Annotated in this window: 23 protein-coding genes; 13 read left to right on the top strand and 10 right to left on the bottom strand. The window is 57.3% G+C overall.

Features of this window, described 5'->3' with window-relative positions:
- Window positions 1-46: 46 nt before the first annotated feature.
- A complete protein-coding gene (locus tag ACM6I0_RS09400) occupies window positions 47-985 on the bottom strand; it encodes a DMT family transporter (protein ID WP_285434055.1) in 939 nt (312 codons plus the stop codon).
- Window positions 986-1,061: 76 nt separating this feature from the next.
- Between ACM6I0_RS09400 and ACM6I0_RS09395 the strand changes: the two genes are divergently transcribed.
- From ACM6I0_RS09395 to ACM6I0_RS09380, 4 genes are all read left to right on the top strand, one after another.
- Window positions 1,062-1,934 carry a LysR family transcriptional regulator gene (locus ACM6I0_RS09395; RefSeq protein ID WP_414922102.1) on the top strand — a complete coding sequence of 291 codons (873 nt, stop codon included), beginning with the start codon at window positions 1,062-1,064 and terminating at the stop codon, window positions 1,932-1,934.
- A gap of 114 nt (window positions 1,935-2,048) precedes the next feature.
- Complete coding sequence (locus ACM6I0_RS09390; protein ID WP_414922101.1) at window positions 2,049-3,584, top strand: EAL domain-containing protein; 1,536 nt, start codon at window positions 2,049-2,051, stop codon at window positions 3,582-3,584.
- A 68-nt stretch (window positions 3,585-3,652) separates the two neighbouring features.
- The gene (locus ACM6I0_RS09385; protein WP_208668044.1) at window positions 3,653-3,835 is read left to right on the top strand and encodes a hypothetical protein; all 183 of its coding nucleotides are present in this window, start codon (window positions 3,653-3,655) and stop codon (window positions 3,833-3,835) included.
- Window positions 3,819-4,184, top strand: coding sequence for a histone-like nucleoid-structuring protein, MvaT/MvaU family (locus ACM6I0_RS09380; RefSeq protein ID WP_285434052.1), 366 nt, complete (start codon window positions 3,819-3,821; stop codon window positions 4,182-4,184). The genes ACM6I0_RS09385 and ACM6I0_RS09380 overlap by 17 nt, the downstream gene beginning before the upstream one ends.
- Window positions 4,185-4,359: 175 nt before the next feature.
- On the opposite strand, the gene ACM6I0_RS09375 is transcribed toward ACM6I0_RS09380, so the two are convergent.
- A complete protein-coding gene (locus ACM6I0_RS09375; RefSeq protein ID WP_414922534.1) occupies window positions 4,360-4,884 on the bottom strand; it encodes a DUF4946 domain-containing protein in 525 nt (174 codons plus the stop codon).
- A 145-nt stretch (window positions 4,885-5,029) separates the two neighbouring features.
- On the opposite strand from ACM6I0_RS09375, the gene gloA reads away from it, so the two are divergent.
- Entirely contained in the window at window positions 5,030-5,551 is a 522-nt protein-coding gene (gene gloA / locus ACM6I0_RS09370) for a lactoylglutathione lyase (RefSeq protein ID WP_414922100.1), read from the top strand.
- A gap of 195 nt (window positions 5,552-5,746) precedes the next feature.
- On the opposite strand, the gene ahpF is transcribed toward gloA, so the two are convergent.
- From ahpF to ACM6I0_RS09355, 3 genes are all read right to left on the bottom strand, one after another.
- The gene (gene ahpF, locus ACM6I0_RS09365; RefSeq protein WP_414922099.1) at window positions 5,747-7,309 is read right to left on the bottom strand and encodes an alkyl hydroperoxide reductase subunit F; all 1,563 of its coding nucleotides are present in this window, start codon (window positions 7,307-7,309) and stop codon (window positions 5,747-5,749) included.
- Between the two features lie 122 nt (window positions 7,310-7,431).
- Entirely contained in the window at window positions 7,432-7,995 is a 564-nt protein-coding gene (gene ahpC, locus ACM6I0_RS09360; RefSeq protein ID WP_046047429.1) for an alkyl hydroperoxide reductase subunit C, read from the bottom strand.
- A gap of 150 nt (window positions 7,996-8,145) precedes the next feature.
- Window positions 8,146-9,084: a site-specific integrase gene (locus tag ACM6I0_RS09355; RefSeq protein WP_414922098.1), complete on the bottom strand. Its 939-nt coding sequence runs from the start codon at window positions 9,082-9,084 to the stop codon at window positions 8,146-8,148.
- Window positions 9,085-9,262: 178 nt separating this feature from the next.
- Between ACM6I0_RS09355 and ACM6I0_RS09350 the strand changes: the two genes are divergently transcribed.
- Window positions 9,263-10,282, top strand: a complete 1,020-nt coding sequence (locus tag ACM6I0_RS09350; protein ID WP_414922097.1) for a DNA-binding protein — start codon at window positions 9,263-9,265, stop codon at window positions 10,280-10,282.
- On the opposite strand, the gene gorA is transcribed toward ACM6I0_RS09350, so the two are convergent.
- Complete coding sequence (gene gorA / locus ACM6I0_RS09345) at window positions 10,279-11,637, bottom strand: glutathione-disulfide reductase (protein ID WP_414922096.1); 1,359 nt, start codon at window positions 11,635-11,637, stop codon at window positions 10,279-10,281. The two genes, ACM6I0_RS09350 and gorA, sit on opposite strands and share 4 nt — an antisense overlap.
- Window positions 11,638-11,768: 131 nt before the next feature.
- On the bottom strand, window positions 11,769-12,608 hold the full coding sequence (gene galU, locus ACM6I0_RS09340; protein ID WP_090183531.1) for a UTP--glucose-1-phosphate uridylyltransferase GalU: 840 nt from the start codon (window positions 12,606-12,608) through the stop codon (window positions 11,769-11,771).
- 270 nt (window positions 12,609-12,878) lie between these two features.
- On the opposite strand from galU, the gene ACM6I0_RS09335 reads away from it, so the two are divergent.
- Together ACM6I0_RS09335 and ACM6I0_RS09330 are read left to right on the top strand one after the other, a co-directional pair.
- Window positions 12,879-13,073, top strand: a complete 195-nt coding sequence (locus tag ACM6I0_RS09335; RefSeq protein ID WP_414922095.1) for a hypothetical protein — start codon at window positions 12,879-12,881, stop codon at window positions 13,071-13,073.
- Between the two features lie 141 nt (window positions 13,074-13,214).
- A complete protein-coding gene (locus ACM6I0_RS09330) occupies window positions 13,215-13,496 on the top strand; it encodes a hypothetical protein (protein WP_414922094.1) in 282 nt (93 codons plus the stop codon).
- Between the two features lie 11 nt (window positions 13,497-13,507).
- Here the strand turns inward: ACM6I0_RS09330 and ACM6I0_RS09325 are convergent, their stop codons facing one another.
- Both ACM6I0_RS09325 and ACM6I0_RS09320 read right to left on the bottom strand, forming a co-directional pair.
- Window positions 13,508-13,738 carry a hypothetical protein gene (locus ACM6I0_RS09325; protein ID WP_414922093.1) on the bottom strand — a complete coding sequence of 77 codons (231 nt, stop codon included), beginning with the start codon at window positions 13,736-13,738 and terminating at the stop codon, window positions 13,508-13,510.
- Window positions 13,739-13,810: 72 nt separating this feature from the next.
- A complete protein-coding gene (locus ACM6I0_RS09320; RefSeq protein WP_414922092.1) occupies window positions 13,811-14,167 on the bottom strand; it encodes a hypothetical protein in 357 nt (118 codons plus the stop codon).
- A gap of 212 nt (window positions 14,168-14,379) precedes the next feature.
- Between ACM6I0_RS09320 and ACM6I0_RS09315 the strand changes: the two genes are divergently transcribed.
- The 5 genes from ACM6I0_RS09315 (at window position 14,380) to ada (ending at window position 17,550) form a co-directional block, all read left to right on the top strand.
- Window positions 14,380-14,682 (top strand): DUF1883 domain-containing protein, encoded by a 303-nt coding sequence (locus ACM6I0_RS09315; RefSeq protein ID WP_007900033.1) that lies wholly within the window; start codon window positions 14,380-14,382, stop codon window positions 14,680-14,682.
- A gap of 35 nt (window positions 14,683-14,717) precedes the next feature.
- Complete coding sequence (locus ACM6I0_RS09310) at window positions 14,718-14,888, top strand: hypothetical protein (protein ID WP_090183523.1); 171 nt, start codon at window positions 14,718-14,720, stop codon at window positions 14,886-14,888.
- 135 nt (window positions 14,889-15,023) lie between these two features.
- Window positions 15,024-15,728, top strand: coding sequence for a 2OG-Fe(II) oxygenase (locus tag ACM6I0_RS09305; RefSeq protein WP_414922091.1), 705 nt, complete (start codon window positions 15,024-15,026; stop codon window positions 15,726-15,728).
- A complete protein-coding gene (gene alkB, locus ACM6I0_RS09300; protein ID WP_414922090.1) occupies window positions 15,718-16,398 on the top strand; it encodes a DNA oxidative demethylase AlkB in 681 nt (226 codons plus the stop codon). Before ACM6I0_RS09305 ends, alkB begins: the two co-directional genes overlap by 11 nt.
- Before the next feature lie 87 nt (window positions 16,399-16,485).
- Window positions 16,486-17,550, top strand: a complete 1,065-nt coding sequence (gene ada / locus ACM6I0_RS09295) for a bifunctional DNA-binding transcriptional regulator/O6-methylguanine-DNA methyltransferase Ada (RefSeq protein WP_285434044.1) — start codon at window positions 16,486-16,488, stop codon at window positions 17,548-17,550.
- Here ada and ACM6I0_RS09290 read toward each other — a convergent pair whose 3' ends face one another.
- Window positions 17,551-18,534: an MDR family oxidoreductase gene (locus ACM6I0_RS09290; protein ID WP_285434043.1), complete on the bottom strand. Its 984-nt coding sequence runs from the start codon at window positions 18,532-18,534 to the stop codon at window positions 17,551-17,553. It abuts the gene before it with no gap.
- Window positions 18,535-18,742 lie beyond the last annotated feature (208 nt).

Genomic DNA, 18,742 nt, shown 5'->3' with positions numbered 1-18,742 from the left:
GTAACCCGATTCTACACAGCGTAAATAGGTTTGTCCGCCTTCTGTATCAAATCCCCTTTTTCCTCAACTGCGCAAGGGGTTTGTTGCACAGGAAAATCCCCGCCAGGATCAGCCCTCCTCCCAGGCACATCGCCAGCGTCATTTGCTCGTCCAGCAGCAGCGCACCGAGGATGACCGCCGTCAGCGGGTTCAAGGCGATGAACACCCCGGAACGCGTCGCGCCAATTTGGCGGATGCCGTCGTAATAGCCGATGTAGGCCAGCGCCGAACCCAAAACGCCCAAGTACATCAGGCTCAACCATTGTTGCGGGCCGAGGCTTAAGAGCACGTCGGCACTCAGTTCACCGCGCACGGCACTGGTCATCCACAGCATCGCCGTGCCCAGCAGAATCGAATACGTCACGGTCTGCACCGGCCCCAGCGTCTGGTTCAGCTCTTTGGAGCACAGCGAGTAAACGCCCCAGCCAAGCACGCAGCCGAAAATCAGCAAGTCACCAATCCAGGCATCGGCATTACCGGCCAACAGCAGTGGGTTTCGGCTGACAATCACCAGGCTCGCCCCGGCAATACAAATCGCAATGCCGGCGACTTTGGCTCGGCTCAAGCGTTCCTTGAACAGCAGCCACGATGCGAGTCCGATGACCGCCGGGTTCAGCGCGACGATCAATGACGCTCTTGAGGCGTTGATGTAATGCAGCCCATAAAAGAAGCACAGGTTGTAGAAGAAGATCCCGAAGAACCCCAGCAACGCCAGTTGCAGCCACTGCTTGAGGCTCGGTTTGGCCAGAGGCACGCGGGCCAACAGTAAAAACAACAGCAGCGCCACGCTGGCCAGCAGAAATCTCAGGCTGGCCGCGAATAGCGGCGTCAAGCTGTCGGCCAGAAACCGTCCGGCGACAAAGGTCCCGCCCCAGATCATGGTGACGGCGGCGAGCTTCAGGTAAACCGGCACGTCCGAAGACGTCGTTTGTGCGCAGGTAGTCATTGGACGTGGAACCTTGATCGGACAGATCACGTATCATTCGCCTAATGCACGATCATCGTAAAATGAGTAAAAGCTCATGACTCTGACTCAACTCGAGATTTTCTCGCTCGTCGCCGAACTGCGCGGATTCACGGCTGCGGCCAATCGGTTGGGGATCTCCCAATCGGCGGTCTCCCACGCTTTGAAGTCGCTGGAACAGGAATTGGGCGTCGAGTTACTCAGGCGTCACCAGTCCCAGGTCGAATTGAGTGACATCGGCCAACAGCTTTTACTACGTGCCCGGGCGATGCTCGGCCTGGCCAACACCTTGCGCCAGGAAGCTGCCGATGCCCGTGGCATGAAAAGCGGCACCTTGCGCATCGGTTCATTTGGCCCGACCTCATCGATCAAACTGTTACCGATGATCCTGCAGCACTATCGCAGTGCCCACCCAGGCATTGAGGTGCACATTGACGAAGGTCCTGACCGCCAGGTGATTCAATGGCTCGAAGAGCGGCGAATCGATGTCGGTTTCGTGGTGTTGCCCGAAGACCGTTTCGACACCTTTATGTTGATCGAGGATCAGTTGGTCGCGTTGCTGCCCAATGATCACCCGCTGGCCAGCCGCGACAGCCTGAGCTTGAGCGACTTGTGTCACGACCCGTTCGTGTTGACCGAAGCCGGATCTTCGCAGCTGGTGTCACGCTTGTTCAGTGCGGCCCGACTCACACCGAACATCCGCTATCGCTGCTCGCAGTTGCTCAGCACCCTGGACACCGTGAGCCGTGGCGATGCCTTGACCGTTGTCGCCGAAGGTTCATTGCCCGACGACAGCGACGACCGCTACGTGAAAAAACCGCTGTCGCCTGCCGTCACTCGTCAAGTCGGGCTGGCGGTGCTCGACCAGCGCCAATCGTCGCCCGCGACATTGGCGTTTATCAAACTGGCTTCAAGCCTGAACTACCGTTGAGCGGCATAACCGCCGACGGCCATCTATCATGGCCGTTACCAGAACTCTTTTGGGAGGCGTGTCGTCGTCCTGCCAGCATTTGAGAGCCACACTTCACCGTCACAGGCTTCGCAAATGCCCCTGAACGTCAAAACCCGCCGCAAACGCAGCAAACGTATTGCTGTCACCCTGCTGAGCGTCCTGCTCCCGATGGTGTTGGGCGTCGCCATCCTGTCCATGCAGGCCGAGCGTGCACTCAAGCACAGCTCCGGGGTGACGGCCGAAGAAGCCATTCGCCAATTTGAACTGATGCTCGACAACACGGCCCAGGCAGCGCAGGTCTTGCTGCCGCTGGCTGGCCAACCGTGCAATGACGTCAAGCTGGCATTGCGCGAACAGGTCACGCGCCGTCCATTCGTGCGCTCGACCAACCTGGTGTGGGACAACACTGTCTATTGCAGTTCGTTGTTCGGTGATTATCAGGAAAAGGTCAATCCGGGCGATTACACCCAGGGCAAGTTGTGGCTCATGAATGGCAACCCGGTGACTCCCGACACCGCGTTATTGGTCTATCGGCTCAACGACGGTGACCGGGGCGCATTGACGACCCTGGACGGTTATCACTTGAGCAATGTCTTGCGTTTGATTGGTCGCGAGACACAGTTGTTGCTGCAAGTCGGCCCCGACTGGTTATCCGAAGACGGCAAAGTTCACGAAACGGCCCTGCCCGCCTTACCAGTGGCAGAAAGCAAACTGACGTCTTCGCGTTACGCGTTCACCGTCGCCGCTGGCTTCCCCGCAGGAGAAACCTGGCGCTACATGATTAGCGAATATCCGCCGCTGTTCAGTTTGCTGATCTTCTTCGGCGCGGTATTCGGTTCAATCGGGCACTTTCTGCAAAAGCGTTCATCATCCCCCAGCCACGAAATGCAGCGCGCGCTGGACGCGCAGGAGTTCGTTCCCTATTTCCAGCCCGTAGTGCATGGCGATACCAAAAAATGGTCCGGCGCCGAAGTATTGATGCGCTGGCATCATCCCAAGGAAGGCCTGGTGCGCCCGGACCTGTTCATCCCGTTCGCCGAGCATTCGGGATTGATCGTGCCGATGACCCGCTCGTTGATGCGACAGACCGCAGCGTTGCTGGCGCCGGTCGCCGGCTCGTTCGGCGCACCGTTCCACATCGGCATCAATATCACCGCCAGTCATTGCAAGGACCTGGAACTGGTTGACGACTGCCGGGAGTTTCTCGCTGCTTTTGCGCCAGGCGCGGTCAGACTGGTGCTGGAGTTGACCGAGCGTGAACTGATCGAGCCAATGCCCATTACGCTCCAGTTGTTCGAGCAGCTCCAAGCCTTGGGCGTGTTCATTGCGATCGACGACTTTGGCACCGGTCACTCAAGTCTCGGTTATCTGCGCCAGTTCAATGTCGACTTCTTGAAAATCGACCAAAGTTTTGTCGCGATGATCGGTGCTGATGCGCTGTCACGGCACATTTTGGAAAGCATTATCGAGCTCTCGGCCAAGCTTGACCTGGGCATAGTCGCCGAAGGCGTGGAAACCGAGGAGCAAAGTGATTATCTGACGGCTCACGGGGTGAACTTCTTACAAGGTTATCTGTTCGCCCGGCCGATGCCCGCCGCGCAATTCATTAATGCATTAAGCCACCGTTAACTAGCAGGGTTACGGGATGGGGCCACGAATCGACGCACCAAATTGAATCAAAAGATTAGTGTTGTTACATGAAGAAAAAGACAGGATTTACTCTTGGGCATTTAACTACTACAATTTTTCATGCCTGCTCAACATTGGCAGGTGAGCCACTTATCACCGAGTCGCTTCAAGGCTCTTGGCTTATAGCTTTGTTTGCGGTTGGTATCAGCCAAACACACTATTGGAGTAAAGATATTGTCCAGACTCGCTGAATTCCGCGCCGCCGAAAAGGCCCTTCAAGAACAGCTCAAGCAGCTGGAATCGCTGAAGAATGATGCCGGGCTCAAGAAAGAAATCGAATTCGAAGAAAAGCTCCAGGGGCTGATGAAAACCTATGGCAAAAACCTGCGGGACATCATCGCCATTCTCGATCCGAACCCGTCAAAAACCGGTCTGCAACAGGCAAAAGCGCCTAAAACCCGCCGCGCTCGTGTGGTCAAGGTTTATCAGAATCCGCATACCGGCGAGCTGATTGAAACCAAGGGTGGTAACCACCGTGGCCTGAAAGCCTGGAAGGAACAATACGGTGCCGCTACCGTTGATTCCTGGCTGCGCGGCTAAACACTCGCGCCGACACAAAGCCCTGCCTAGTGCAGGGCTTTTTTATGGGCCACCTGTAAAAGCAATGATTAGAAGGGCTTAACTCGCTACTTGGCCACCAACTTTGTGCTTAATCCCTTTGGGTATCTAAAAATTTCGGCTCACTCCAAAATCTGCTGTCTCGCAACACCTGTAACTAAAGTTTCAAGCTGTTACGAGTCGCCTCTATTTCATCCTGACTTGCCTTATAAGCGTCCGCCTGCCCCGCATAGGAAAGAACATAGGCCTTATCGGCATCCAGCGCGGCAACCAAAGTTTGCGACAGCACATGTCGACCGTTCTGGGTAATCGTGCAGGTGGTCTCCAACGCCGACAGCCGGCTCAAGGTCGCCGGGTGAATTTTGTTGCAGACGCTTTGATAGCCGCCTTGAAAGAAGTCCTTCTGCACTGATTTGCGCATTTCCAGCAACACGCCTTGCAGATTGACCTGATGACCGCGTTCGACTTGAGTCATGGTCAACTCCATCACCAACACCGGCGTACCTCCCTGGTCATTTTTTACCGCGCGTTGGCGAGATACCGCAGTATTGGCCTCGTCATGCGCGACAGCCTCAACTGCCCAGCCCGTTGGCCAGCTCACTACAGGCGCTTCTGCGTGAGCGTTGGCGACTGCTGACAGCAGACAAAACAGGGCGCAGGTGAATTGACAGAATCGGATCATCGCAATGGACACTCACAAAATGAACCGTAAAGTCTGAGCCTCGTCCACCCGTCAGGCAATAGCAGACTGTTTGGGTTTGGTGATGTCTGAGCCCTTGCGTATCATTGTTGCCATTCGTTAGCCCCACTTATTTTCCGGAGGGCCCATGAGCCTGCACGAATTGAACACACTCCCAGGCGTGACTGCCCAACCTGACACCGCCACTCAGCAGTTCGTCTTCAACCACACCATGCTGCGCGTCAAGGACATCACCAAGTCGCTGGATTTCTACACCCGCGTGCTGGGTTTCTCGCTGGTGGAAAAACGCGATTTCCCGGAAGCCGAATTCAGCCTGTACTTCCTGGCACTGGTCGATAAAAACCAGATTCCGGCCGATGCGGCGGCACGCACTGAATGGATGAAATCGATTCCCGGCATTCTCGAACTGACCCACAACCACGGCACCGAGAACGACCCGGATTTCGCCTATCACAACGGCAACACCGACCCACGCGGCTTCGGCCACATCTGTATTTCCGTGCCGGACATTCGTGCAGCTTGCGAACGCTTCGAAGCACTGGGTTGCGATTTCCAGAAACGCCTGAATGATGGTCGCATGAAGAGCCTGGCCTTTATCAAGGACCCGGATGCTTACTGGGTCGAAATCATCCAGCCAGCGCCGCTGTAAAAAAACTCGCTGCCACTGATTTCCACTGATCGTTCCCACGCTCTGCGTGGTAACGCCTCTTGTGACGCTCTGCGTCACGCTTTTTGGGACGCGGAGCGTCCCGGGCTGCATTCCCACGCAGAGCGTGGGAACGATCAGTCAGTACAAAAAAACCCCATGATCGCTCATGGGGTTTTGTGTTTTCAGCGTCGGGTTTTATGCCGGAGCCGAGGTGCGGATCAAGTGATCGAATGCGCTCAGCGAGGCTTTGGCGCCCTCGCCCACCGCAATCACGATCTGCTTGTACGGCACTGTGGTGACGTCACCGGCAGCGAACACACCGGGCATCGACGTTTCACCACGAGCGTCGACGATGATCTCGCCGCGAGGCGACAACTCGATGGTGCCTTTGAGCCAATCGGTGTTGGGCAGTAAACCGATCTGCACGAAGATCCCTTCCAATTCGACATTGCGCAACTCGTCCGACTGACGATCCTTGTAGCGCAGGCCATTGACCTTCTGACCATCGCCCAACACTTCAGTGGTTTGCGCACTGGTGATCACGGTGACGTTCGGCAGGCTGTGCAACTTGCGCTGCAAGACTGCGTCGGCGCGTAACTGAATGTCGAACTCCAGCAGGGTCACATGCGACACGATGCCCGCCAGGTCGATGGCCGCTTCGACGCCGGAGTTACCGCCGCCAATCACCGCCACCCGCTTGCCTTTGAACAGCGGACCGTCACAGTGCGGGCAGTACGCCACGCCCTTGTTGCGGTATTGCTGCTCGCCCGGCACGTTCATTTCACGCCAGCGCGCACCGGTCGCCAGAATCACGGTCTTGGCTTTCAACGTCGCGCCACTGGCGAAGCGGACTTCGTGCAGCTCGCCGTTCTTGCCCGGCAGCAACTTGTCGGCGCGTTGCAGGTTCATGATGTCGACGTCGTATTGCTTGACGTGTTCTTCCAGTGCCACGGCCAGTTTTGGCCCCTCGGTTTCCTGCACGGAGATGAAGTTCTCGATGGCCATGGTGTCGAGCACCTGCCCACCAAAACGCTCCGCCGCCACGCCGGTGCGAATGCCTTTGCGAGCCGCGTAGATCGCAGCCGATGCACCCGCCGGACCACCGCCGACGACCAGTACGTCAAAGGCTTCCTTGGCGCTGATCTTCTCGGCCTGGCGTTCGATGCCGCTGGTGTCGATCTTGGCGAGGATTTCCTCCAGGCCCATGCGGCCCTGGCCGAAGTTCACGCCGTTGAGGTAAACGCTTGGCACGGCCATGATCTGGCGATCATCAACTTCGGCCTGGAACAACGCGCCGTCGATAGCAACGTGACGGATGTTTGGGTTCAGCACTGCCATCAGGTTCAACGCCTGGACCACGTCCGGGCAGTTCTGGCAGGACAGCGAGAAGTAAGTCTCGAAGCTGAACTCGCCTTTGAGCGAGCGGATCTGTTCGATCACTTCTGCGCTGGCTTTCGAGGGGTGGCCGCCAACTTGCAGCAAGGCCAGCACCAGCGAGGTAAATTCATGGCCCATAGGGATGCCGGCGAAACGCAGACTGATATCGGCACCCGGGCGATTGATCGAGAACGATGGTTTACGCGCATCGTCACCGTTGTCGAGCAAGGTAATTTGGGTCGAAAGGCTGGCAACGTCTTTCAACAGTTCAAGCATTTCCTGGGATTTCGCACCGTCGTCGAGGGAGGCAACGATCTCGATCGGCTGGGTGACCCGTTCCAGGTACGATTTCAACTGGGCTTTTAGATTGGCGTCCAACATACGGGCGATTTCCTTTTTCGGAGACATAAAAAAACGCCCGAGCGAATCTCGCCCGGGCGTTTTATAGGGCGGTGCGGCTTACTTAGGTGCGGAAACCCGCCCTGATGATGCGATCCACAGACTTAGATCTTGCCGACCAGGTCCAGGGACGGAGCCAGAGTGGCCTCGCCTTCTTTCCACTTGGCAGGGCAAACCTGGCCTGGGTGAGCAGCGACGTACTGGGCAGCCTTGATTTTGCGCAGCAGCTCGGAAGCGTCACGGCCAACGCCGCCATCGTTGAGTTCAACGATTTTGATCTGGCCTTCAGGGTTGATCACGAAGGTGCCACGGTCAGCCAGACCGGCGTCTTCGATCAGCACGTCGAAGTTGCGGGAGATGGCATGAGTCGGGTCGCCGATCATGGTGTACTGGATTTTGCCGATGGCTGGCGAGGTGTTGTGCCAGGCAGCGTGGGCAAAGTGAGTGTCGGTGGAAACGCTGTAGATCTCGACGCCTAGTTTCTGGAACGCGTCGTAGTTGTCAGCCAGGTCTTCCAGTTCGGTCGGGCAAACAAAGGTGAAGTCGGCTGGGTAGAAGAACACGACAGACCACTTGCCTTTCAGGTCAGCGTCCGACACTTGTACGAAGTCGCCATTTTTGTAGGCGGTAGCTTTGAACGGTTTAACTTGGCTGTTGATGATAGGCATCGATGACTCTCCGTCGGGTTTGAAAAGTTGGTTTGAAAAGTTGATGAGGTGAATCCTACCCACTCGATCATCGCCTGGCTCATTGGCAAAGCTCATGCTGCTGATTGGTTTTCGCTATTAGCGGACAGTATTAATAGAAGAAAACGGAATCTAGAGCGTCAACGGCTTTTCAGTGAGTCTGGCCATCCCGAGAAACGGGCTCGCTTCAACATAGCGCATGGCCGACTTCATATCCTTCCAGCCCACGTAACTCATCAATGATTTCAGGTCCCAGCCGCTTTGGTGCGCCCAACTGGCAAAGCCGCGCCGCAGGGAATGGCTGGTGTAGTGCTCGGCGGGGATGCCGGCACGCTCCAGAGCCTGGCGCAGTAAAGGGATCACGCTATTGGCGTGCAAGCCCTCCTCGCTCAAATGACCCCAGCGGTCGATGCCGCGAAATACCGGGCCACGCACCAGCGCCGCTTCGGTAATCCATTGGATGTAGGCGTTCACTGGGCATAGCCGCTGCAGGGCCGGCGTCTGGTAAGTCTTGCCGAGGTTCTCGCGATCGCCTTTGCTGCGTGGCAAGTAGAGGGTGATGCCGGAGCCGGCACTGGCTTGCACGTGTTCGATCTGTACACGGCATAACTCATCGCTGCGAAAGCCGCGCCAGAACCCCAGCAGGATCAGCGCCGCGTCGCGTTTGGCGCGGAGCAATCCGGGTTGATCGTTTTGCGCCCTGGCGGTTTGCGCTTCCTGCTCCAGCCAGGCAACCACTTGCTCCAGATGCTGAAGCTGCAACGGCTCGGCCTGTTTCTCCTGTGCCGGGTGCAACGCACGGATGCCCTTGAAGACTTTGCGCACCACGGGGGATTTGGTGGGGTCGGGAAAACCCTGGCTGCTGTGCCATTGCGCCAGCGCCGACAGACGCAGCTTCAACGTGTTGATCGACAGCACGCCCGCATGAGCCACTAGGTATCGCGCCACGCTGTCGCTGGTGGCCGGCAGAAAACCACCCCAACTGACTTCGAAGTGCTCGATCGCCGCCCGGTAGCTGCGACGGGTGTTGTCGCGGGTGGCGGCTTGCAGGTAGCGATCCAGGTCAGTCATGGGCTCAATTCTCGAAAACGTACCGCGCTAGCGGGGTCAAACCAGCCGTATGGCGCATCACACGGGGTAATACCAGTATATCCCGTATGATTGAGTTACATTTTTAATCTTTTTCAAATGAATGGTACACTGCGTACTTTAGTGTTACGTACCACAGTACGAAATCGTAGGAGAACACATGGCTCGTGGCGGCGTTAATAAAGCAGTGGTACAAGCAGCACGCTTGGCGATCCTTGCTCGCGGTGAAAACCCCAGCATCGACGCAGTACGGATCGAGATGGGAAACACCGGCTCAAAAACCACCATCCACCGTTATTTGAAGGAATTGGATGACGGCAGCGAACGCGTCGAAACACCTTCAGAACCCATCGACGATGAGCTGGCGGGACTCGTTTCACGCCTGGCGCAACGGCTCAAGGAAAAGGCGCAAGAGCCCATCGACGAGGCACGCGCCCAGTTCGATCAGCAGCGTAAAGAGCTGGATATCCAGCTCACTGAAGCGCAACGGGCCAACACTGAACTGCATCAGCAATACGAGATTCAAAGCCTGGCGCTGACCCAGGAATCCGAGGCACTGCAAGACACCCGCGCCCTGCTGCAGACCGAGCAAACCCGCAACGCCGGTTTGAATCAGGCGCTGGCGGACTTCGAGTTGCGCCTTAAAGACAAGGAAGATCAGATCCGCTCACTGGAAGAAAAGCACCTGCACGCACGCGAGGCGCTTGAGCATTACCGCAACGCCGTCAAGGAACAGCGCGAGCAAGAGCACAGTCGCCACGAAGGTCAGGTGCAGCAGATTCAGATGGAGTTACGCCAGGCCCAGCAAAGCGCAATGGTGCGTCAGGACGAAATCACCCAACTGCATCGCGACAACGAGCGCCTGCTCACCGAGAACCGTGGCACGCTGCGGGAGCTGGGACTGCTGCAGGATCAGCTCAAGCAAACCAACAGTCGGCAGGATCAATTGCTGGAACAGGTCAATCGCATCGACAGCGAACGCACCCTCCTCCAGGAACGCTTGCGCGCCGCCCTGCTGGAAAGCCAGTCGCTCAAGCAGAACGTTGATGAGCAGTCACAGATAAACAAAGGCCTGGAAATCGAATTGCTCAAGACCCAGGCGAGTCTCGATGAAAGCCTGCGCCTGGCGGCTGTCGTTGCAACAGCGCCAGACGCTTCAGAGCATCAAAAGAAAGATTAAGCCTTAACCGGCGTGCGCATGGTAACGAACTCTTCGGCGGCCGTTGGGTGTACACCAATGGTTTCGTCGAAGTCTCGCTTGGTCGCGCCCGCTTTCAAGGCAATCGCCAGACCCTGGACGATTTCGCCGGCGTCCGGCCCGACCATGTGGCAACCCAGGACCTTATCGGTCTTGGCATCCACCACCAGCTTCATCAGCGTGCGCTCCTGGCAGTCGGTCAGGGTCAGCTTCATTGGACGGAAACGGCTTTCGAAGATCTGTACTTCGTGGCCGGCTTCCCGCGCCTCTTCCTCACTCAGACCCACCGTGCCGATGTTCGGCAGACTGAACACGGCCGTCGGGATCATTTTGTAATCCACCGGGCGATACTGCTCCGGCTTGAACAAACGACGCGCGACAGCCATGCCTTCAGCCAACGCAACCGGTGTCAGCTGAACACGACCGATCACATCGCCAAGGGCAAGGATCGACGGCTCCGCCGTCTGATACTGCTCGTCGACTTCGATGAAGCCTTTCTTGTCGAGCTTGACGCCCGTGTTCTCCAACCCCAGGTTATCCAGCATCGGACGCCGACCGGTGGCGTAGAACACGCAATCCGCCTCCAACTCGCGACCATCCTTGAGCGTCACCTTCAGGCTGCCGTCGGATTGTTTGTCGATGCGCTCGATATCGGAATTGAATTGCAGGTTCATGCCCCGCTTGGTCAGCTCTTCCTGCAAATGCTTGCGCACCGCACCGTCGAAACCACGCAGGAACAGCTCACCGCGATACAACAGCGTGGTCTCGGCGCCCAGCCCGTGGAAGATCCCGGCAAATTCCACCGCGATATACCCTCCGCCCACCACCACGACACGCTTGGGCAGCTCTTTGAGGAAGAACGCCTGATTGGAGCTGATCGCGTGTTCGTGCCCTGGAATCTCCGGAATTTGCGGCCAGCCACCGGTGGCAATGAGGATGTTTTTGGCGGTGTAGCGCTCGCCATTGATCTCGACCGTGTTCGGATCGACGATCTGGGCATGGCCTTCATGCAGGGTGACGCCGCTATTGACCAGCAAGTTGCGGTAAATACCGTTCAGGCGATTGATCTCGCGATCCTTGTTGGCGATCAGCGTTGCCCAATCGAACTTTGCTTCGCCCGGCGTCCAGCCAAAGCCTGCGGACTGCTCGAAGTCTTCGGCAAAGTGTGCACCGTAGACCAGCAGCTTCTTTGGCACACAGCCGACGTTTACACAGGTGCCACCCAGGTAGCGGCTCTCGGCCACAGCCACTTTCGCACCAAAACCAGCGGCAAAACGCGCAGCTCGTACACCGCCAGAACCGGCGCCAATCACATACAGGTCAAAATCGTAGGCCATTTTCATTCTCCTCGGCAGGCAACCAGCATACCCGCAGACTTCCGTTGGGCAAGCGCTGCAAGCGTTATGGGGGCGGAAAATGAAAAAGCCACCCGAAGGTGGCTTTTCAATACAAGCAGGTCAGGCGCTAATCAGTAAGCCTTGCCAGTCTTGTAGAAGTTCTCGAAGCAGAAGTTGGTCGCGTCGATGTAGCCTTCAGCGCCACCGCAGTCGAAACGCTTGCCTTTGAACTTGTAGGCCATGACGCAGCCGTTCTGGGCCTGCTTCATCAGGGCGTCGGTGATCTGGATTTCACCACCCTTGCCTGGCTCGGTTTGTTCGATCAGGTCGAAGATGTCCGGCGTCAGGATGTAACGACCGATGATCGCCAGGTTCGACGGCGCATCTTCTGGTTTTGGTTTTTCAACCATGCTGTGTACGCGATAGATGTCGTCGCGGATCATCTCACCGGAGATCACACCGTATTTGTGAGTTTCTTGCGGGTCGACTTCCTGGATCGCGACGATCGAGCAGCGGAACTGCTTGTACAGCTTGACCATCTGGGTCAGGACGCCGTCACCATCGAGGTTGACGCACAAGTCATCCGCCAGCACCACGGCGAAGGGTTCATCACCGATCAGCGGACGACCGGTCAGAATTGCGTGGCCCAGGCCTTTCATTTCTGTCTGGCGGGTGTAGGAGAAGGAGCAGTTGTCGAGCAGCTTGCGGATACCGACCAGGTACTTCTCTTTGTCGGTGCCCTTGATCTGGTTTTCCAGCTCGTAGCTGATGTCGAAGTGGTCTTCCAGAGCGCGTTTACCGCGACCGGTGACGATGGAGATTTCGGTCAACCCAGCGTCCAGTGCTTCTTCGACGCCGTACTGGATCAGTGGCTTGTTTACCACCGGCAGCATTTCTTTGGGCATGGCTTTAGTCGCTGGCAGGAAGCGAGTACCGTAACCGGCTGCTGGGAACAAGCATTTCTTGATCATATAAGTCCTTGAAAGGGCTGTGTGTACGAGTTTCGGCGCAGTCTAATCAGGCGGCGTGCACCTTACAATGCCCCGCACTGGCTAACCGATGCCAACATAGAGAAATATTCTCGCGGATAGTTCCGCAGATCTTATGGCCGACCCTAATAGATAGCAGAGATCAGCAGACCTGCACGGGCGATTCAATCGAACCACCATACGCCCATCAGCACCGTCTGAGTGCATTTGGCGCTATCATTGCGCAACTGAACCAGCCAACGAGGCAGATAGATGTCGGATGCAAAAAGCGTCAACGGGTACTTGATCAGCAAGGCGAAAGACGGCCAGTGGTGGCTGCAAAGCGCTACGGGTGAAAAAATCGGCCCTTTACCGACCGAAGCAATGGCAACTGAAGTGGCATCCGTAATGGAACTGGAACACTCAACCACCCCGACCACCAAACGTCGCGGCAAAGACAACGCGTGATCTGAACCCGATTTTTTGACGAAGCCCTGCTCACGCAGGGCTTTTTTTGTGATCGCCTGCAAAGAAGTGGCCATTCGCTATAACCTTTTGACATCAGCGATGTCAGAGCCATAGCCCCATCATCCTGACGACGACAACGACATGAAAAGATTTTTGCCACTGCTTGCGATACTGGCCCTGAGCGGCTGCGCCACCTCCGAAAAGACTTACCTGAACAATGGCGAGCAAGGACTGACCATCGAATGCTCTGGAGAAGCCAACTCCTGGGCCACTTGCTATGAAAAAGCCGACGCGTCGTGCGCCGGCACCGGCTACCGGATCGTCGGTACCGACGGCACGCCTTCGACCAAGGAAAGCGACAAGACCCTGGGCGTTGATGTCGGCAACTTCAAAAACCGCAGTGTCGTGGTGGTCTGCAAGTAAAGCCTGCGGTTCTACATGTGAATTTCGGCGAATTTGAGCCCGAGACCGCGTACGATCTCGATCAAATCGTCGAGGCGAGCAAAGGACTCAACTTCATCGTTCTCATCCACCAGGAAATAACTGCGCCCTGCGCTTTTCTTGAAAAACACGATCCATTCACCCGGGTTCGCCGGGTTTTGAATCACATGGGTTGCAGAGATCAGACCCTCTGCATGGCGCTCCCGCACCTGCTCTCGCTTCATGCTCGACTCCAAAAATGACAATGCCGTCAAAGTGCGACCTTGACGGCATTGGTGCTGAAGCTCGCCATTCTATCAGCCGGAAATACAGATATTGGCGGCTTTCTGTACGTCCTTTGGACGTATCGGCACATTGGACATCCGCTCATGCAGCTTGATACTGCTGCCGCTCGAGCGCTCTTCGATATCGAAGACGGCGGCCGGGGCTGAAGAAAACTTAGCTGGCACAATCACCCGCACGCCGTCCTTGTGCGTCTCCAGTTGCAAGGCGCCACGGCTCTGCGCCAGATTTTCTACCAGGCACTGCGCGTACTCATGGGGCTTCTTGCCTGAGATCACATTCATCGTGGGCAGCGTTTCACTAATTTCCGCGACATTTGCGCAACCACTCACTACCAAAGCCAGCGGCAGGACCAATACAGCCCACTTCATACTAAACCTCCGATAAAGACCCTCCGACAGCACAAATGCTGGTTTTCTCCGAGGCTCATTGCTTTTATCGCTCATAGAATTCCGAATAACTGTTTTTAATTGTCAAAGCGGACCCCGGCGACCGGATAATAACCCGTTCGGGCTGATAAACTGCGCCAATCGCCCATGCTATCGTTTTGATTTTGTAGAAAAAGCCCTTCTGGAGGCGCCTCATGAAATTTATCCACCAGCGCGAGCACCTCAACGAAGACGACATCGTCGTCATCCAGTGCTCGCAAATGTGCAACATCCGCTTGATGAACGACGCCAACTTCCGCAGCTTCAAGAATGGTGGCCGTCACACTTACCACGGCGGTGCGTTCGACACCTTCCCGGCCCGGATTACAGCGCCGAGCACCGGTTTCTGGAACATCACCATCGACACGGTCAACCGTCGTCCGATCAGCGTGACCCGTAAACCGACCCTGACGCACTCGATCAAGATCATCCGTCGTTCCAGCTCGAAACTGAGCTGAAAAACGCTCCCACACGCACACAGGCAGGTATCACCGTGGCCCAAACGACCAAGTACGTCATCAAATACAAACTCAACGGTGAACGCCGCTTCGAATTTGCCCAGCTCGTAAACGGAACTGAAGAAGAAGCCAAAGCCGCGCTGGACGCCATCCATGGTTCGAGCGAAGACGTCATCAGCGATATCAGCGTCAGCAAGGCACTGTAACGCGACTCGGCCCCCGGAGCGACAACAAGGACGTCATGCTCCGCGCCCTCTCGAGTCTGGCCGCAAGCGCCGGAGTGTTCACCCTCTTATCGAGCCCTAGACTGCCTGCCTCGACCTTGGGTTAAGGAGTCAACGATGAGCGAACTCTCTTTGGACACGCTGGACTGGGTGACACTCGGGCAGCAACTCGACCAGGATGGTTGCGCCGTCCTCAAGTCGCTTTTAAGCGTGACGACTTGTGACGAAATCAGCGCGCTCTATCCGCAACAGAACCCCTTTCGCTCCCAAGTGATGATGGCTCGTCACGGTTTTGGCCGCGGCGAGTACAAATACTTCAAATACCCGCTGCCGGATGTGGTCGCCTGCTTGCGCAGCGCGCTCTACCCTCACCTCGTGCCGATCGCCAATCGCTGGTACGAATGCATGGATCTGCCGACCCGCTTTCCCGCAACGCACGAAGCGTTTCTTGCGCGTTGCCATGCCGCCGACCAGGAACGTCCGACACCGTTGTTGCTGCAATACGGGCCGCAGGACTACAACTGCTTGCATCAGGATCTGTACGGCGAACACGTGTTTCCGCTGCAAATAGCGATTCTTCTGTCAGAACCGGATGAAGATTTCACCGGCGGCGAGTTTGTGTTGACCGAGCAGCGACCGAGGATGCAATCACGTCCGCAGGTCATCGGCCTGAAGAAAGGCGATGGCGTGATCTTTGCCGTGAATCAGCGCCCGGTCAAAGGCGTGCGTGGCTATTACCGAGTGACAATGCGCCACGGCGTGAGTCGCCTGCACAGTGGAAAACGGCATACTCTTGGAATCATCTTTCACGATGCGCTATGACCCCATGAGCCCGACCACCCTCGATATGTTTGCTGATGCCGAACCCGAGCAACAGCCCAGGCGCGAGCAGATCGGTGAACAGTCCTACGTCCTGCGAGGCTTTGCCCTGCCCTGGCTGGAACAATTGCTGCCTGAACTGGAAGCGGTTCTGGCGGCAGCGCCGTTTCGGCAAATGGTCACGCCGGGCGGTTTCACCATGTCCGTCGCCTTGAGCAGTTGCGGCACTTGGGGGTGGACTACCGACCGCAGCGGTTACCGGTACACGCGTCACGACCCACAGACCGGACAGCCCTGGCCGAAGATGCCCGAGGTGTTTTTCGAACTGGCACAAGCGGCGGCACGGGAAGCGGGATTTGCGGACTTCGTACCTGATTCCTGCCTGATCAACCGCTATATCCCTGGGGCCAAGATGTCATTGCATCAGGACAAAGACGAAGGTTCCTACGCGGCACCCATTGTTTCTGTGTCTCTGGGGTTGCCGGCCACGTTTCTGTTCGGCGGCTTTGAACGTGGGGACAAAAGCCAGCGCATAGGGCTGCAGCATGGCGATATCGTGGTCTGGGGTGGCGTCGACCGCTTGCGCTATCACGGCATCCTGCCGATCAAGGAGGGTTATCACCCTCGACTGGGCGAGCAACGGATCAACTTCACCTTTCGAACCGCCGGTTGAAACCTTCTAATTCGACCGCAAGACTCGGAGTGCCACGATCCTGCTGGCTGGATAGTCTGAATGAAACGGGCCAACGGATAAAACGCCATGACAACTCATTCGAAAATAATCGCCACCAAGGACGATCCCCGCTGGGCGGCTGTCGTCGCACGCGACCCGGGAGCGGACGGGCAATTTGTCTATGCGGTGAAAACCACCGGAATCTACTGCCGCCCCAGCAGCCTGGCGCGCCTGCCGAACCCACAGAATGTCGAGTTTTTCGACACCGCTGAACAAGCCCGGGCGGCCGGTTATCGTCCGAGCAAGCGGGCCGCAAAGGATCAAAGCGACGTTGCTGCACAACACGCGGTGATCGTGGCCGCCGCGTGCCGTCACATCGAATCTGCCGAACAGCTGCCGGCCTTGAATGAATTGGCGCAGGCTGCTGGCCTGAGCAGTTTCCACTTTCATCGTGTGTTCAAAGCCGTGACCGGGTTGACGCCCAAGGGTTACGCCACGGCCCATCGCTCACGCAAGGTTCGTGATCGTCTGGCGCATGGCGGCTCGGTCACCGATGCCCTTTATGAGGCAGGCTTCAATTCCAATAGCCGCTTCTATGAGTCGGCCGATCAGGTGCTGGGCATGAAACCTGGCGATTACCGCGCGGCCGGCAAAAATACCGACATCCGCTTCGCCGTCGGCCAGTGTTCCCTGGGGGCGATTCTGGTGGCGCAAAGTGAACGTGGCGTCTGCGCGATTTTGCTGGGGGACGATCCACACCAATTGGTCTGCGACCTGCAGGACAAGTTTCGACGTGCCAACCTGATTGGGGCCGATCACGCGTTTGAGCAATTGATCGCCAAGGTGGTCGGATTTATCGAAGCACCGGCCATGGGCCTGGACTTGCCCCTGGACGTACGCGGGACGGCATTCCAGGAACGGGTCTGGCAGGCGCTGCGGGAAATTCCTGCCGGCAGCACCGCCAGCTACGCCGATATCGCTCAACGGATCGGTGCGCCGAAAGCCGTGCGCGCCGTGGCCCAGGCCTGTGGCGCGAACAGCATTGCGGTGGCCATTCCCTGCCACCGCGTGGTGCGTAGCGACGGCAACCTGTCGGGCTATCGCTGGGGTGTCGAGCGCAAGCGTCAGTTGCTCGAACGCGAAACGGTGTAATCAGCGGTTCACGTCAACCACAACCCGACCGCGCAATTGCCCGGCCAGCAAGCGCGGTGCGGCTTCAATGGCTTCGCTCAAGCCGATCTCATGGCTGATCAGCGGCAGCAGGGAAAAATCCAGATTTTTCGCCAGGCGGTTCCAGGCCTCTACACGCTTGGCTTTGGGTTGGGTCACGCTGTTGATCCCGGCCAGGGTCACACCGCGCAAAATGAAGGGTGCAACTGACGCCGGAAAGTCCATGCCCTGTGCCAGACCGCACGCGGCCACCGTGCCATTGGCCTTGGTGCTGGCACAGGCGTTGGCCAACGTGTGGCTGCCGACCGAGTCGATCACCGCCGCCCAACGCTCTTTGGCCAATGGTTTGCCAGGCTCGGAAAGCGTGGCGCGATCGATGATTTCGCTGGCCCCGAGCTGCTTGAGGTAATCGTGTTCGGAGGTGCGGCCGGTGGATGCCACGACCCGATAGCCGAGTTTGCTCAACAGTGCGATGGCGAAGCTGCCGACACCACCATTGGCGCCAGTGACCAGGACCTCGCCCTGCTCAGGCGTCACGCCGTTATGCTCCAGCGCCAGGATGCACAGCATTGCCGTGTAACCGGCAGTACCGATCGCCATGGCCTGGGCTGCGGTGAATTCTTTAGGCAGTGGAATCAGCCAGTCGCCCTTCAGGCGAGCCTTTTGCGCCAGTCCGCCCCAGTGCCCTTCGCCCACGCCCCAGCCATTGAGCAGGACCTGGTCGCCGACCTTGTAGTCGGGATGCTCACTGACCTCGACGCTGCCGGCCAGATCGATCCCCGGCACCATCGGGAATTTCCTGACCACCGGGCTGCTGCCAGTGATTGCCAGGCCATCCTTGAAGTTCAGCGTGCTGTACGCCACGCGCACCGTCACATCGCCCTCGGGCAGTTGATCGTCATTGATCTCTTGCAGTGTGGCCCGGTAACCGCTGTCGTCTTTGTCGATCAAAATGCCTTTGAACATCATGCCCTCTCAATGGAATCAATCAGGTTGTGGGCCTATTGAAATACCACAAAGAAACATTTCGCCGTACAAGACTTTCAGCTAAGCCGCTAAAGCGTCGGGCGTTTTCATGACGCATGGCTATGCTTTTTTTCGCCAGCCAAAAGTCGACTGGCCCTGCCCTGGTAATTACTGGTAAAAAACGGTTCTACCCGTCGGAGATTCATTG

The organism is Pseudomonas sp. IT-P294 (assembly GCF_949767865.1).
GTDB lineage: Bacteria > Pseudomonadota > Gammaproteobacteria > Pseudomonadales > Pseudomonadaceae > Aquipseudomonas.
The sequence above is the reverse complement of the archived record's forward strand: the minus strand, read 5'-3'. Positions and strand labels throughout refer to the sequence as shown.

Coding starts and splice junctions, on each gene's coding strand:
- ACM6I0_RS09400 (WP_285434055.1), bottom strand. CDS start 985: ATGACTACCTGCGCACAAACGACGTCTTCGGACGTGCCGGTTTACCTG.
- ACM6I0_RS09395 (WP_414922102.1), top strand. CDS start 1,062: ATGACTCTGACTCAACTCGAGATTTTCTCGCTCGTCGCCGAACTGCGC.
- ACM6I0_RS09390 (WP_414922101.1), top strand. CDS start 2,049: ATGCCCCTGAACGTCAAAACCCGCCGCAAACGCAGCAAACGTATTGCT.
- ACM6I0_RS09385 (WP_208668044.1), top strand. CDS start 3,653: ATGAAGAAAAAGACAGGATTTACTCTTGGGCATTTAACTACTACAATT.
- ACM6I0_RS09375 (WP_414922534.1), bottom strand. CDS start 4,884: ATGATCCGATTCTGTCAATTCACCTGCGCCCTGTTTTGTCTGCTGTCA.
- gloA (WP_414922100.1), top strand. CDS start 5,030: ATGAGCCTGCACGAATTGAACACACTCCCAGGCGTGACTGCCCAACCT.
- ahpF (WP_414922099.1), bottom strand. CDS start 7,309: ATGTTGGACGCCAATCTAAAAGCCCAGTTGAAATCGTACCTGGAACGG.
- ahpC (WP_046047429.1), bottom strand. CDS start 7,995: ATGCCTATCATCAACAGCCAAGTTAAACCGTTCAAAGCTACCGCCTAC.
- ACM6I0_RS09355 (WP_414922098.1), bottom strand. CDS start 9,084: ATGACTGACCTGGATCGCTACCTGCAAGCCGCCACCCGCGACAACACC.
- ACM6I0_RS09350 (WP_414922097.1), top strand. CDS start 9,263: ATGGCTCGTGGCGGCGTTAATAAAGCAGTGGTACAAGCAGCACGCTTG.
- gorA (WP_414922096.1), bottom strand. CDS start 11,637: ATGGCCTACGATTTTGACCTGTATGTGATTGGCGCCGGTTCTGGCGGT.
- galU (WP_090183531.1), bottom strand. CDS start 12,608: ATGATCAAGAAATGCTTGTTCCCAGCAGCCGGTTACGGTACTCGCTTC.
- ACM6I0_RS09335 (WP_414922095.1), top strand. CDS start 12,879: ATGTCGGATGCAAAAAGCGTCAACGGGTACTTGATCAGCAAGGCGAAA.
- ACM6I0_RS09330 (WP_414922094.1), top strand. CDS start 13,215: ATGAAAAGATTTTTGCCACTGCTTGCGATACTGGCCCTGAGCGGCTGC.
- ACM6I0_RS09325 (WP_414922093.1), bottom strand. CDS start 13,738: ATGAAGCGAGAGCAGGTGCGGGAGCGCCATGCAGAGGGTCTGATCTCT.
- ACM6I0_RS09320 (WP_414922092.1), bottom strand. CDS start 14,167: ATGAAGTGGGCTGTATTGGTCCTGCCGCTGGCTTTGGTAGTGAGTGGT.
- ACM6I0_RS09315 (WP_007900033.1), top strand. CDS start 14,380: ATGAAATTTATCCACCAGCGCGAGCACCTCAACGAAGACGACATCGTC.
- ACM6I0_RS09305 (WP_414922091.1), top strand. CDS start 15,024: ATGAGCGAACTCTCTTTGGACACGCTGGACTGGGTGACACTCGGGCAG.
- alkB (WP_414922090.1), top strand. CDS start 15,718: ATGCGCTATGACCCCATGAGCCCGACCACCCTCGATATGTTTGCTGAT.
- ada (WP_285434044.1), top strand. CDS start 16,486: ATGACAACTCATTCGAAAATAATCGCCACCAAGGACGATCCCCGCTGG.
- ACM6I0_RS09290 (WP_285434043.1), bottom strand. CDS start 18,534: ATGTTCAAAGGCATTTTGATCGACAAAGACGACAGCGGTTACCGGGCC.